The organism is Streptomyces sp. NPDC030143 (genome assembly GCF_055573695.1).
This window is the reverse complement of the sequence record NZ_JBVIAY010000028.1, coordinates 1-13,860: the sequence shown is the minus strand read 5'-3', so window position 1 is coordinate 13,860 and position 13,860 is coordinate 1. Positions and strand designations below refer to the sequence as shown.

Here is a 13,860-nt window from a genome sequence, read left to right as displayed (position 1 = left end):
TCGGGCAGACTGTGCGCCCCCGCGTTTGCACCCTGATGCCCCCGTGTGTCGGTGGGGCATGCCACCATCGTGCGGGCGGTGACCGGTGATACGAGATCAAGAAGAGACGATGAAGCAGCAGGGTGTGCATCCCGAGGACGCGGAGGGCACCTCTGACGCTGCGTCGCGCCCGGACGCCGCCGACCGGACGGAACCGGACCCCGACCTGGTCGAGGTGGCCCACGCCGACGAGGTCGAGGGCGACGAACCGCTGCTCCCCGCGCGCGTGCACCGCCCGTCCGACCTGATGCGGCTGCTGGTGGGCGTACTCGCCGTGATCGTCCTGCTGGGCATCGCCGCGTTCGCACACGGGACGACCTCCGGTCTGGAGCAGGACATCAACAAGGGCACCGGCCAGGCGCCCGACCTGCTCATCAAGATCGCCGGTCTGGCGTCCAGCATCGCGATCCTGCTGGTGCCGGTGGCGTTCGCGATCGAACGGCTGATCAAGCGGGACGGGCTGCGCATCGCCGACGGCGTCCTCGCGGCGGTCCTCGCGCACGGAGTGACCCTCGCCACCGACCTGTGGGTGGCCAAGGCCGCCCCGGACTCGCTCCAGGAGGCGCTCACCCAGCCCTCCCCCGGCGACATCCACGCCCTCACCGACCCGGTGCACGGCTACCTCGCGCCGGTCATCGCGTACATGACCGCCGTCGGCATGTCCCGGCGCCCGCGTTGGCGCGCGGTGCTGTGGATCGTGCTGCTCCTCGACGCGTTCTCGATGCTCGTCACCGGCTACACGACCCCGTTCTCGATCACCCTGACGGTGCTGATCGGCTGGACGGTGGCGTACGGCACGCTCTACGCGGTCGGCTCGCCGAACGTCCGCCCCACCGGACGGACTCTGATGGCGGGTCTGCGGACCGTCGGCTTCCACCCGGTGAGCGCGGCCCGCGAGGACGCCTCCGAAACGGCCGAGGCGGGCGACCGGGGGCGACGCTACTTCGTCACCCTGGAGGACGGCGCGCCCCTGGACGTCACGGTGGTCGACCGCGAGCAGCAGGCGCAGGGGTTCTTCTACCGGGCGTGGCGCAACCTCACGCTGCGCGGCTTCGCCACCCGCAGCAGCCTGCAGTCGCTGCGCCAGGCGCTGGAGCAGGAGGCGCTGCTCGCCTACGCGGCCATCGCGGCCGGCGCCAACGCGCCCAAGCTGATCGCCACGTCCGAACTCGGCCCCGACGCCGTGATGCTCGTCTACGAGCACACCGGCGGCCGCACCCTGGACTCGCTGGAGGACGAGGAGATCACCGACGAGCTGCTCAGCGACACCTGGCACCAGGTGCGCGCCCTGCAGTCCCGCCGCATCGCGCACCGCAGGCTGGCGGGTGACGCGATTCTGGTGGATCGTTCCGGCACGGTGATCCTCACCGATCTGCGCGGCGGTGAGATCGCGGCCGGTGATCTGCTGCTGCGCATGGACATCTCCCAGCTCCTCGTGACGCTCGGTCTGCGGGTGGGCGCCGAGCGCGCGGTGGCGGCGGCGGTCGGCGTCCTCGGCCCCGACGCGGTGGCGAACTGTCTGCCGATGCTCCAGCCGATCGCGCTCAGTCGCTCCACGCGCGCGACGCTGCGCCGGCTGGCCCGCGAGCGGGCACAACGCGAACGCGAGGCGGTGCTGGAGGCGTCCCAGCTGGCCAAACAGGCCCGCCACGAGGCGGCCGGCCATGCGGAGCCGGCCCCCGACCGGGTCGGCAAGCTCGACAAGAAGGCCGTGCGCGCGGAGGCGCGGGCGGAGAAACGGGCCATCGACGAGGCACTGGAGGAGGCCCGCGAGGAGGATCTGCTGACGCAGATCCGGCACCAGGTGCTGCGGATCCGGCCCCAGGCGCCGGTCGAGCCGGCCAGGCTGGAACGAGTACGGCCCCGCACCCTGATCAGCTTCATCGCCGGCGCCATCGGCGCGTACTTCCTGCTGACGCAGCTCACCCACATCGAGTTCGGTCCGCTCATCGCCAACGCCGAGTGGGGCTGGGTCGCCGCCGCCGTGCTGTTCTCGGCGCTGAGCTATGTCGCCGCGGCGATGAGCCTGCTGGGGTTCGTGCCGGAACGGGTGCCGTTCCTGCGGACCGTGGCGGCGCAGGTCGCGGGGTCGTTCGTGAAGATCGTGGCGCCGGCCGCGGTGGGCGGGGTCGCGCTCAACACGCGCTTCCTCCAGCGTTCGGGCGTGCGCCCCGGGCTCGCGGTGGCGAGCGTCGGCGCGTCACAGCTCTTCGGCCTCGGCTGCCACATCCTGATGCTGTTGTCGTTCGGCTATCTCACCGGAACCGAGAAGACGCCGTCGCTGTCGCCGTCCCGCACGGTCATCGCGGGTCTGCTGACGGTGGCGGTCCTGGTGCTCGTGGTGACGTCGGTGCCGTTCCTGCGGAAATTCGTCGTCACGCGCGTGAGGTCGCTCTTCGCGGGCGTCGTGCCGCGCATGCTGGACGTGCTCCAGCGGCCGCAGAAGCTGGTCACCGGCATCGGCGGCATGCTGCTGCTGACGGCCTGCTTCGTGATGTGCCTGGACGCGTCGATCCGCGCGTTCGGCAACGAGGCGACCTCGATCAGCATCGCCAGCGTCGCCGTCGTCTTCCTCGCCGGCAACGCGCTCGGCTCCGCCGCCCCGACGCCGGGTGGTGTCGGCGCGGTCGAGGCGACCCTCACGGTCGGTCTGATCGCCGTCGGTCTGCCCAAGGAGGTCGCGGCTCCGGCGGTCCTGCTGTTCCGGCTGCTGACGCTGTGGATTCCGGTGCTGCCGGGCTGGCTGGCCTTCAACCACCTGACCCGCAAGGGTGCGCTCTAAGGGGTCCTTGCACTGTGCCCGTCTGGGCCGCGCGGCCTGATCAGGCACGCACAGTGCAGGGCCCCCCGGGGGGTGTTTCGAAAGTCCTGTGCGGTGCCCGCGATGTCCGGTGCGTGCTCTCGGCGTGCCGGACGAAAGCGCTCGTACTGGATGTACTCGGGCTTTCGTCCGGTGCGGCGAGAGGGGGTGCCGGGCGCCGTGGGTGCTGTGCGGGACTTTCGAAACACCCCCCTATATAAAAGCCCTCTCAGGCACGTCGTCGCGCCCCGAGGAACATCGCCCGCCGACGGGGACGCAGGCCCGGGGTGTTCCACGACCGGCGGCGCCGTGGCCGCACCTCGCGGTAGCCCGCAGCACCCCCTCAGCACCAGGCAGCGCCCCGCGACGCCCCCGACGCGCCGTGGCGGAGGGCCGCGCCGCCCCCGTACCCCGTACGGCCCGCGCTCCGCGCGCGTGCGGGGGCGCGCGCCCAGGATGGGATCATGCCTAACCGCTTCCGCCCCCGCACCGCCGCTGTGGCTGCCGCCCTCCTGCTGTCGTCGCTGGTGGCGGGGTGCGGTGACGACGCGAACGGCGGGGACCTCACGGAGCAGAAGTTGAGCTGGAAGGACTGCGCGGCACCGTCACAGGCCCAGGGCGACGGCAACGCCCCGTCCCCCCTGCCGGGCGGCGACGCGTGGCAGTGCGCCACCATGAAGGCACCGCTGAACTGGGACGAGCCCGAGGGTGACACCATCGGCATCGCGCTGATCCGGGCGAGGGCGAGCGGCGACCGGGGCAGGCGGATCGGTTCGCTGCTGTTCAACTTCGGCGGACCCGGCGGCTCCGGCGTCAAGGCGCTGCCCGCCTTCAGCGACGACTACGCGGCCCTGCGCACTCGTTACGACCTGGTGAGCTTCGACCCGCGCGGGGTGGGCGGCAGCGCCGGGGTGCGGTGCGAGAACGACCGGCAGCTCGACCTGTTCTTCCAGCAGGACCTGACCCCCGACGACGCCGCCGAACGCACCGCCTTCCTGGACGACACCAAGGAGTTCAACGAGAGCTGCGAGGAGCACTCGAAGAAGATGCTGGCGCACGTGCGCACCACCGACGCGGCGCGCGACATGGACCTCATGCGGCAGGTCCTCGGCGACGGCAAGCTGTACTACTTCGGCATCTCCTACGGCACCGAGCTGGGCGGTGTCTACGCCCACCTGTTCCCGAGGAACGTGGGGCGGGCCGTCTTCGACGCGGTCGTCGACCCCATGAAGACCCCCGAACAGGGCTCGCTCGCGCAGGCCAGGGGCTTTCAGCTCGCGCTGGACAACTTCGCCGAGGACTGCGTCTCCCAGACCGAGGACTGCCCCGTGGGGACCAGCGCGCAGGACGTGAAGAACCGTATCGCCTCACTGCTGAGCGGCCTCGACGGAAAGCCGATCCCGGGCATCTTCCCGCGTGAGCTGACCCAGACGTCGGCGACCAACGGCATCGTGCAGGCGCTGTACTCGAAGAAGTTCTGGCCGATCCTCACCAACGGGCTGGAGCAGGCCTACGCGGGTGACGGCAGGATCCTGCTGCTGCTGTCCGACTCGTTGAACGGCCGCAACCAGAACGGCGAGTACAGCAACCTCGCCGCCGCCAACGTGTCCATCAACTGCGCCGACGAGAGACCGCGCTACTCCGTCGCCCACATCGAGCGCAGGCTCCCGGAGTTCCGGGCCGCCTCCAGCCTGTTCGGGGACTTCCTCGCCTGGGGGATGGCCGGCTGCACCGACTGGGCGGTGCCGGGCGCCGCCGACCACCCGGACGTGAGCGCGCCCGGTTCGGCGCCGATCCTCGTCGTGGGCACCACCGGCGATCCGGCGACCCCCTACGAAGGGGCACGCCGGATGGCGAGGGCGCTGGGCCGCGGTGTCGGCGTGGAGTTGACGTACCGGGGCGAGGGCCACGGCGCGTACGACAGCGGAAACCGGTGCGTGCGCTCAGCGGTGAACGGCTATCTGCTGGAGGGCAAGGTGCCGGCCGCCGGGACGGTCTGCACCTGACCCTCCCCCGGGCCGGTTGAGGGAAGTCGCAGGTCAAAAGGTTATCCACAGGCTCCGACGGGTGTGCCGGGCTCCGCCTACCATGGCCTGACAGCCGTCCGCCGCCCGGTGCGGACGGATCTTTGAGGGGGGAAGCGCACATGGCGCGATTCGTACGGTGGACGGCCCTGGGCGCCGCCGCCGCACTGCTGGCCACAGGCTGCAGCGGCTCGTCGGGCGACGGCGGGGACGGCAAGGGAGGGACGGCCGACGCCCGCCCGTCGGCCGGCGGCGGGAACGGCACGGCGGCCCTGCCCGCCTCACTGACCGGCCAGAAACCCGACTGGGGGCGCTGCGAGTCCACCGAGGACTCCCCCGCCCCGAGCAGCGAATGGCAGTGCGCGAAGCTGAAGGCGCCGCTCGACTGGTCGAAGCCGGACGGCGACACGATCGACCTCGCGCTGGTCCGCACGAAGTCCAGCGGCTCGGGCGACCAGCGGATCGGCTCCCTGCTGTTCAACTTCGGCGGCCCCGGCGGCTCCGGGGTCTCGACCCTGCCGGCCTACAGCTCGACGGTCTCCTCGCTGCGCGAGCACTACGACCTGGTCAGCTGGGACCCGCGCGGCGTCGGCGCCAGCGAGGGCGTCCGCTGCCGCGACGACAAGGCGATCCAGGCCGCAGAGTCCGTCGACGGCACCCCGGACACCCCGGCCGAGGAGCGGGCCTTCCTCAAGGACGCCGCCGACTTCGGGCAGGGCTGCGAGAAGACCGCCGGCCCGCTCATGGCACACGTCTCGACCACCGACACCGCACGCGACCTGGACCTGATGCGCCAGGTCCTCGGTGACGCGCGGCTGCACTACTTCGGCATCTCCTACGGCACCGAGCTGGGCGGTGTCTACGCCCACCTCTTCCCGAAGAACGTGGGGCGGCTGGTCCTCGACGCGGTCGTCGACCCGACCGCGGACGCCGTGGGGCACGCCAAGAACCAGGCGCGCGGGTTCCAGCTGGCGCTGAACAACTACCTGAAGTCGACCGGGCAGGACCCCGAGCGGGGCACGGCGAAGATCGCGGCCCTGCTGAAGCGGATCGACGCCGCTCCGCTGCCGACGTCGTCCGGGCGGAAGCTCACCCAGTCCCTCGCGGTCACCGGCATCGTCCTGCCGCTGTACAGCGAGGAGGGCTGGCCGAGCCTGACCGACGCCCTGGAGTCGGCGGAGCAGGGGGACGGCTCCGAGCTGCTGACGCTCGCCGACGCCTACAACGAGCGGACCACCGAGGGGCGCTACGGCACGACGACCCACTCCCAGCGGGTCATATCGTGCCTGGACGACAAGCAGCGGCCGACGCCGGAGGAGACGAAGAAGCTGCTGCCGGAGTTCGAGGCGATCTCGCCGGTGTTCGGCGCCTTCCTCGGCTGGGACACGGCCGGGTGGTGCCACGACTGGCCGGTGGCCGGGCAGTTCGACACCCCCGAGGTGAGCGCGGCGGGCTCGGAGCCGATCCTGCTGGTCGGCAACACCGGGGACCCGGCGACCCCGTACGAGGGCGCGCGGAAGATGGCGGACGAGCTGGGCAAGGGCGTCGGTGTGCTGCTCACCTGGAAGGGCGAGGGGCACGGTGCGTACGGGAGCGGCAGCGACTGCGTCGACTCGGCGGTGGACGGCTACCTGTTGAAGGGAACGGTGCCGAAGGACGGCGCGGTCTGCTCATGACGGCGGCGGGGGCCCCGCCCACCCGTGGTGTGCGAGGCCCCCGCCGACGAGGCCGTGGGTACGGCTCAGTAGACCGGCTTGCTCGGCTCGATCTGGTTGACCCAGCCGATCACTCCGCCGCCGACGTGGACGGCGTCCGCGAAGCCCGCCGACTTCAGCACCGCGAGGACTTCCGCACTGCGGACACCCGTCTTGCAGTGCAAGACGATCTTCTTGTCCTGCGGCAGACCCTCCAGGGCGGTGCCCATGAGGAACTCGTTCTTCGGGATCAGCCTGGCGCCCGGGATGGAGACGATCTCGTACTCGTTGGGCTCGCGGACGTCGATGATCTCGATGCTCTCGCCGTCGTCGATCCACTCCTTGAGCTGCTTGGGAGTGATCGTCGATCCGGCGGCCGCCTCCTGGGCCTCCTCGGAGACGACGCCGCAGAAGGCCTCGTAGTCGATGAGCTCGGTGACGGTCGGGTTCTCGCCGCAGACCGCGCAGTCGGGGTCCTTGCGGACCTTGACCTGGCGGTACTGCATCTCCAGGGCGTCGTAGATCATCAGGCGGCCGACAAGCGGCTCACCCGTACCGGTGAGGACCTTGATCGCCTCGGTGACCTGGATGGAGCCGATGGACGCGCACAGCACGCCCAGCACGCCGCCCTCGGCGCAGGACGGGACCATGCCGGGGGGCGGGGGCTCCGGGTAGAGGCAGCGGTAGCAGGGGCCGTGCTCCGACCAGAAGACGGAGGCCTGACCGTCGAAGCGGTAGATCGAACCCCACACATACGGCTTGTTCAGCAGCACGCACGCGTCGTTGACCAGGTACCGCGTCGCGAAGTTGTCCGTGCCGTCGACGATCAGGTCGTACTGGCTGAAGATGTCCATCACGTTGTCGGCTTCGAGCCGCTCCTCGTGAAGGACCACGTTCACGTACGGGTTGATGCCGAGGACGGAGTCGCGCGCGGACGCGGCCTTGGAGCGGCCGATGTCGGCCTGGCTGTGGATGATCTGGCGCTGCAGGTTCGACTCGTCGACCTCGTCGAACTCCACGATGCCGAGCGTGCCCACGCCCGCGGCGGCCAGGTACATCAGCGCCGGCGAGCCCAGGCCGCCGGCGCCGACACAGAGCACCTTGGCGTTCTTCAGCCGCTTCTGCCCGTCCATCCCGACGTCGGGGATGATCAGGTGGCGGGAGTACCTGCGGACCTCGTCTACGGTGAGCTCAGAGGCTGGCTCGACCAGGGGTGGCAGCGACACGGGGACTCCGTTGGTCGGTCAATCACTACGGTTGTTCTCCTCGTAACACTGCCATGGCCTTCTTCATTCCGAGACACCTGTTCCGATACGCGAGACGATTTCGTCCCAGTAGCCGGGCATGGTCTCCCAGGGATCGAGCAGACCGTCGCAGTCGTGGCGGTCGGTGAACCAGATGGTCGCCGCGCCCTGCCAGCGGGCGATGCGCAGCGCCTCGTCCAGGTGCCCGCGGGGCAGGCCGTGCACGAGATGGCAGAACCGCTCGGGCGGGTAGGCGGCGGTCCACCCGGCCGCCTGCGACCAGCGGTAGTCGCTCCAGGGACCGGAGAAGGTGACCAGCTGGTCGGCGTTCTCGGCGTAGCCGGGGTACGGGTGGACGCCGTGGCCGAGGACGATGTGGGGCGCGTCGCCCAGCGTGCGGAGCGCGGCGACCGTGCGGCGGATCCCGGGAAGCGCGCCGCGCTCGGCGGGGCAGCGGTCCAGGAGGAACCCGTCGACCTGGTACCAGTCGCGGTGGCGGTGCGCGTCGGTGATCAGCTCGGCGCCGGCGCGGGCTCCGTAGGTGGCGTCGAGGTGGCCGAGGACGCGGATCCCCGCGTTGCGGAGCCGGCCGACGGCCTCCAGACTGTGCGGGTCGGGGCGGACGCCCGGTCCGTCGGCGACGTCGAGGACCACCCAGTGCAGGGGTCCGCCGAGGCGGGTGAGCGCGGCCCATTCGCTCGGCGCGACGAGCGGGTGCGCGAAACCGGGCACGCCGAATCCGGTACGCACGTCGGTGCCGGCGGTGCCCGCCGCCCTGCCGGTCAGATACGGCATGCCGCCTCCATCCAGATGTCGGCGAGCGACTCCTCCAGGTTGATCCGGGGCCGCCAGCCGAGCCGGTCGCGCGCGGTGCGCACGTCGGCCTGCTGCCAGCTGCCGCAGCCGTCCGGGTACGCGACCGGGGTGGCGTGCTCTCCGTCGGCGCGCGGGTGCCCGATGGCCGGCCTGAGGTGGGCGCCGGGCGGGGCGTCGAGTTCGTGGAGCGCACCGCCGTATCCGGCCACGCGTGCGAGGATCGCGGCGGCGTCGCGCAGGCGGACGGCACGGCCCGAGCCGATGTTGATGACGCCCTGCGCGGCGGAGAGCGAGGCGGCGTGGACGGCGCGTGCGACGTCGCGGACGTCGACGAAGTCGCGCTGGGCGCCGAGACCGCCGAGCTTCAGCTCACCGTCGCCGGACTGCATGGCGCGGCGCATGGCCTCGGCCAGCCGGCCGAGCGGGGACCCGGCGGGGGTGCCCGGGCCGGCCGGGGAGAAAACCCGCAGCACGACGGCGTCCAGCCCTGACCCGAGAACCAGTTCGGTGGCGGCGAGCTTGCTGACGCCGTACGGGCCGCCGGGGCGCGGGACGGCGTCCTCGGCGGTGGAGGAGCCGGGCTGGCTCGGGCCGTATTCGGCAGCGCAGCCGATCTGCACGAGCCGGGCGCCGCAGCCGCTGCGCCGCAGGGCCTCGCAGACGGTGGCGACGGCGACGGTGTTGTGCCGGGTGAGTTCGCGGGCCCCGCCGCGGGTGGCGCCCGCGCAGTTGACGACGACCTGGGGGTGGACCGCGTCGAGGAAACGGGTGAGCGCGCCGGGGCTGCCGGTCGCGAGGTCGAAGCGGACGTCGGCGTCGTCGCCGCGCCCGAGCGCGGTGAGCTGGACGGCCGGGTCGGCGAGCAGGCGGTCGGCGACGAAACGGCCGATGTACCCGTTGGCTCCGATCAGCAGGACCCTCATCGCGCGCCTCCCGTGGTGAGCGTTCCGACACCGGGGGTGCGGATGCCGGCATCCGCGGTGTGCCGTCCGGCACCTGACATGAGGGAACCGGCACCGGGGGCGGGCGTTCCGGCACCCGGGACGCGGATACCGGCGCTCGGGGCGGGCGTTCCGGTTCCCGCCGGGTGCGGGGCGGCTGCGGGGACGGCGGCGGCTGCTCCTGTGACCGCGGGGGCTCCGGCGACCGCGGCGGCCCCGGTGGCTCCGGTCGCTCCGGATCGGGAGGTGGTCATCTGGTCTCTCCTTCGAGGGTGTTGCGGTGGGTGGAGGAGCGCGTGCGTCGTGCGGTCCGTGCACGGTGGGGGTGGCGCGGCGCGCGGTGGTCGGGGGCGGGAATCCGCCGGGGCGCGGGCGGGCTGGTCGGCCTCAGCACGGCGGGTCCGTTCGCGCGTGGGCCGAGGCCCGGGTGAGCGTGCGGGTCGCGTGGACCAGCAGGGCCAGGGCGGCCGTCCCGCAGACGAGCACCGGGACGCCGGTCGGCCCCCAGGCACCCACCAGGGTGTCGACGGGGGCGGCCAGGAAGCCGCAGCCGGGCAGCCGTCCCGCGAAGACCGTCGCCAGGGCGAGGGCCTCGGCCGCGCCGGCCGCGCCGAGGGCGACAGCAGGCGCGCGCGGGAAGCCGTGCACGGTGAGGAGACGGACCAGGAAGAGGAGGGTGCCCAGGGTGAGGGTGCGGGCGGTGTGGGCGGGTTCGCCGAGGGCTGCCGCGCAGAGACCGGTCAGAGCTGTGAGCGCCCCCGCGAACAGGGCGAGCGTGCCGAGCAACAGGGGCTGGGTGGAGGCGGTGAACTCCTCCAGACCGCGGCTGGCGTTCAGACGGCGCTCCGCGCCCGCGGCGAGGAGGTGGGCGCTCCAGGCGGCCGGCGCGCACGCCAGGGTCAGGGTGAGCAGGGGCGCGATCGCCCAGGGCCAGGACCCGTCCGCCGCTCCGGTGGGCAGACCGTCGGGGCCGCCGTCGACGGTGGCGCGAAGCAGCCCGTCTCCGAGGGCGGCGTAGAGGAGGAGCCAGCAGGTCCGGCCGCCCGTCCGGTGCGTGCGGGGGTGGGCGCGGGCGCGCGGGCTCAACGGCCCGCGCCGTAGGGCCGCGCGTACGGCGAGGGCGACGGCCAGGGTGCCCGCGGTGACGACGAGTAAGCGCACGCGGCCTTCCGTGAACCGCCCGCCGACGACGGCCGCGGCGCACAGCGCGCCCGGCAGCAGGGTGAGCAACGCCCAGTCCGCGCGGATCCGGGAGACCGGCGCGGGCGCGGGGCGCGGGGAGGGGTCGTCGGCGCGAGGTGTGCGGGCGTGCATCTCCTCTGCGAGGGAGAACACGTCGCGGTGCCGGAAGCGTGCCGCGGTCCGGTCGGTGACCCCGTGGGCCTCCAGCCCGGCAGCGATCTCGAGGGGGTCGACGGCCCGTTCGCACAGTTCGCGGTGCCGGTGCATCAGGGTCTTCACCGGGTCCGCCGTGCCTCTGCGGGGGGCGCGGCCCCCGGAAGGGGCCTCGCGGCGGCCGTTTTCCTCGCCCGCCAGCCACGTTGCGGACCGCGCGTCCCCTGCCCCAGGGCTCCCGGGGGTGCCGGACCGGTCGGGCTCATCCGCCCCTTCGGGTTCGCCGTTCCCCTTGGCCTCCCCCAGTTCCCCCGCCTCTCCGAGCCCGAGCCCGGGCCCGTCGAACTTTTCGATCGCCCCGAGCCCGAGCCCACCGGGCCCGCCCTCCTCGATCGACCCGAGCCCAGGCCCGCCCAACTCCTCGATCGCCCCGAGCCCAGGCGGCCCGCCGAACTCCGCCGACCCTCCGAGCCTGGGCCCGCTGAACTCCCCTGGCCCACCGAGCCCACCAGGCCCGCCAAACTCCTCCAGCCCACCGAGCCCACCGGGCCCGCCGAACTCCTCCAGCCCACCGAGCCCAGGCCCCCTGAGCTCCCCAAGCGCTCCGAGCCCACCGAGCCCAGCGGATCCACCGAGCCCAGCGGATCCAGCGGATCCCGATTCGGGCACACAGGGCAATCCACACTCCCCGACCTCGCCGTCCTCACCGCGCTCCCCCGGCCCACCCAGATCACCGGTTCCCCCCAGCTCCCCGGCCCCGCTCATCGCACCGCCCCCTCAGTCGCACCGGCGGAGTCCGCACCGGCGGAGGTCACTGCCCCGGAGGCCACACCGCCGGAGGCCGCGCCGGCCGAGGCCGCGTCCCTGGAGGCCGCACCGCCGGAGGGCACACCAGCCGAGGCCGCACCGCCGGAGGGCACACCATCCGAGGCCGCGCCCCCGGAAGCCGCGCCGGCCGAGGCCACGCCCCCGGCGGCTGCGCCGACAGCACCCGCACCGACAGGGTCCACTCCCACAGAAGCCGCACCGGCGGAGGCCGCGCCGCACGCCGGAGGCCCCGCCGCCCATCCGTCCTTGCTCAGGGCGACGACCGGGACTGCCGCACCGCTCCCGTCCCGCCCGGCCCCCGTCGTCGCGCCGATCCACCGCCCGTGCATCCGGGCCTCCGCCGGAACAGCGAACGGCCGGGGGGCGCCGGCCTCGGCGACGGCCCGGCGGACCGGGTTGCGGGAGACGGTCTCCAGGTAGATGCCGTGAAACGCCGCGACGTTCTGCTCGACCGTGAACAGTTCGAGGGCGCGTGCCCGGGCGGCCGCGCCCAGGCGCGCACGGCGCCCGGCGTCACGCAACAACGCCACGCACGCCTCCGCGAGCGCCCGCGGATTGCGCGGCGGCACCACCAGCCCTGTACCGCCGATGACCTCGACCACGGCGCCCACGTCCGTCGAGACGGTCGCCCGCCCGCAGAACATGGCCTCCACCAGGCCGACCGGGAACCCCTCGACGACACTGGACAGGACGACAACGGCGCCCGCCGCGTACGCCTCGGCCGGACCGGGTACCTCGGGGCCGCCGATCTCCTCGAAGGACACCGGGTTGTCGCCGACGGAGTGCGGCCCTTCGGCCTCGTCGGGGAAGAGCTGCGCGGCGAGCATCCGGCAGTGGCCGAGGTAGGCCCTGCCCTCGGGACCGCTCGGTGCGCCGAGAATCCGCAGCCGCGTCCGGGGCTCCGCCCTGCGGACCTCGGCGAAGGCGTGCAGCAGCGACACGAGGTCCTTCGCCGGTTCGACCCGGCCGACCCAGACCAGCGTGTGCGGGTCGGCGGTCTCCGGCGCTTCCCCCACCTCGGCGAAGCGGGACGCCTCCATGCCCGGGTGGACGGTGCGCAGTTTTGCCCGGTCGGCGCCGCAGCGCTCCTGCCAGCGGCGGGCGTGGGCGTTGCCGGGTGTGACGCAGGCGGCCCGCCGGTACACCTCGGCGGCGAGCCGCCCGTGGAAGGCGGCCAGCAGGGCGCGTACGGCCGGGGCCGGCTCGCCCGACGAGGAGCCCGGCGCGTCGGTGCCGCTTCCCGGACCGGCCGCCGAGCCCAGGTAGTGGCTGCGCAGCCGCACCCCGTATTCCGTCACCACCAGCGGCACTCCGAAGAAGTGCCGGGCCAGCAGGCCGGGCAGGGCCGCCGCGCCCCCCGAAGCGGCGTGGCAGAGGTCGACCGAGCCGAGGCCGTCGGCGTCGTCGTCCTCGTACCAGTCGAGCGAGAGGGGGCGCAGGGCGCGTTCGAGGTGCGCGGTGACGGCGAGCAGCTCGGGAACGCGCGCCTCGCGCGCCGTGCGCAGCGCGCCGGGTGCGCGGCAGGCGCGTTCCAGGGCCCGTACGGCGCCTTCCGAGCGGAGCGCACCCACCAGCCCGCCTTCGTCGCGGGCGAGCTCGGCGAGCCCGTACAGCGCGTTGCCGAAACGGTCCGCCTGGGAAGCGAAACGGTCCTCCGAGGGGTCGACGGCGGACGGTTCACCCAGGACGGCGACCAGTTCGCCGAAGCTGTCGGCGAAGCGCCGGCGTGCGTGGCGTCCATAGGTCACGCCGTCGTCCCCGGCGGTCCACAGCGGTGCAGTGCGGACCCGGGTGACCTGCGGCGGGAGCGCGGTTCGGGCCGCGGCCTCCTGGTGTTCGTCACGGCTGAGCGCGTACAGGTCGAACTCGTGCTGCCGGAGCCCGCGTACGAGCCGGTCGCACCAGAGTCCGGCGTCACCGCCCACATACGGATAGCCACCCTCCGTAACCAGTCCGATGCGCACGTGTGCACCCCCGATCCTCCGTCTGGGGAGCCGCCGATGACCCGACGGCTCGCAGCGGGAAGAACGTATGCGGACCGGGCGGTGGGGGGGGGGGGGGGGGGGGGGGGGGGGGGGGGGGGGGGGGGGGGGGGGGGGGGGGGGGGGGGGGGGGGGGGGGGGGGGGGGGGGGGGGGGG

Annotated in this window: 8 protein-coding genes; 3 read left to right on the top strand and 5 right to left on the bottom strand. The window is 73.4% G+C overall.

Annotated features, from left to right (window positions below; genetic code table 11):
• The first annotated feature begins 109 nt into the window (after positions 1 to 109).
• The 3 genes from ACZ4YY_RS32495 (at position 110) to ACZ4YY_RS32485 (ending at position 6,539) form a co-directional block, all read left to right on the top strand.
• Positions 110 to 2,821 carry a lysylphosphatidylglycerol synthase domain-containing protein gene (locus ACZ4YY_RS32495; RefSeq protein WP_468298448.1) on the top strand — a complete coding sequence of 904 codons (2,712 nt, stop codon included), beginning with the start codon at positions 110 to 112 and terminating at the stop codon, positions 2,819 to 2,821.
• A 482-nt stretch (positions 2,822 to 3,303) separates the two neighbouring features.
• On the top strand, positions 3,304 to 4,845 hold the full coding sequence (locus ACZ4YY_RS32490; RefSeq protein WP_468298446.1) for an alpha/beta hydrolase: 1,542 nt from the start codon (positions 3,304 to 3,306) through the stop codon (positions 4,843 to 4,845).
• Between the two features lie 140 nt (positions 4,846 to 4,985).
• A complete protein-coding gene (locus tag ACZ4YY_RS32485; protein WP_468298444.1) occupies positions 4,986 to 6,539 on the top strand; it encodes an alpha/beta hydrolase in 1,554 nt (517 codons plus the stop codon).
• Between the two features lie 65 nt (positions 6,540 to 6,604).
• Here ACZ4YY_RS32485 and moeZ read toward each other — a convergent pair whose 3' ends face one another.
• From moeZ to ACZ4YY_RS32460, 5 genes are all read right to left on the bottom strand, one after another.
• On the bottom strand, positions 6,605 to 7,783 hold the full coding sequence (gene moeZ / locus ACZ4YY_RS32480; RefSeq protein ID WP_468298442.1) for an adenylyltransferase/sulfurtransferase MoeZ: 1,179 nt from the start codon (positions 7,781 to 7,783) through the stop codon (positions 6,605 to 6,607).
• A 63-nt stretch (positions 7,784 to 7,846) separates the two neighbouring features.
• Entirely contained in the window at positions 7,847 to 8,596 is a 750-nt protein-coding gene (locus ACZ4YY_RS32475) for a spherulation-specific family 4 protein (RefSeq protein ID WP_468298440.1), read from the bottom strand.
• Complete coding sequence (locus tag ACZ4YY_RS32470; RefSeq protein ID WP_468298438.1) at positions 8,584 to 9,540, bottom strand: NAD-dependent epimerase/dehydratase family protein; 957 nt, start codon at positions 9,538 to 9,540, stop codon at positions 8,584 to 8,586. Before ACZ4YY_RS32470 ends, ACZ4YY_RS32475 begins: the two co-directional genes overlap by 13 nt.
• Before the next feature lie 405 nt (positions 9,541 to 9,945).
• On the bottom strand, positions 9,946 to 11,019 hold the full coding sequence (locus ACZ4YY_RS32465; RefSeq protein ID WP_468298436.1) for a hypothetical protein: 1,074 nt from the start codon (positions 11,017 to 11,019) through the stop codon (positions 9,946 to 9,948).
• Positions 11,020 to 11,654: 635 nt separating this feature from the next.
• The gene (locus ACZ4YY_RS32460; RefSeq protein ID WP_468298434.1) at positions 11,655 to 13,685 is read right to left on the bottom strand and encodes a DUF3492 domain-containing protein; all 2,031 of its coding nucleotides are present in this window, start codon (positions 13,683 to 13,685) and stop codon (positions 11,655 to 11,657) included.
• Between the last annotated feature and the right edge of the window lie 175 nt (positions 13,686 to 13,860).

Coding starts and splice junctions, on each gene's coding strand:
- ACZ4YY_RS32485 (WP_468298444.1), top strand. CDS start 4,986: ATGGCGCGATTCGTACGGTGGACGGCCCTGGGCGCCGCCGCCGCACTG.
- ACZ4YY_RS32475 (WP_468298440.1), bottom strand. CDS start 8,596: ATGCCGTATCTGACCGGCAGGGCGGCGGGCACCGCCGGCACCGACGTG.
- ACZ4YY_RS32495 (WP_468298448.1), top strand. CDS start 110: ATGAAGCAGCAGGGTGTGCATCCCGAGGACGCGGAGGGCACCTCTGAC.
- ACZ4YY_RS32470 (WP_468298438.1), bottom strand. CDS start 9,540: ATGAGGGTCCTGCTGATCGGAGCCAACGGGTACATCGGCCGTTTCGTC.
- ACZ4YY_RS32490 (WP_468298446.1), top strand. CDS start 3,304: ATGCCTAACCGCTTCCGCCCCCGCACCGCCGCTGTGGCTGCCGCCCTC.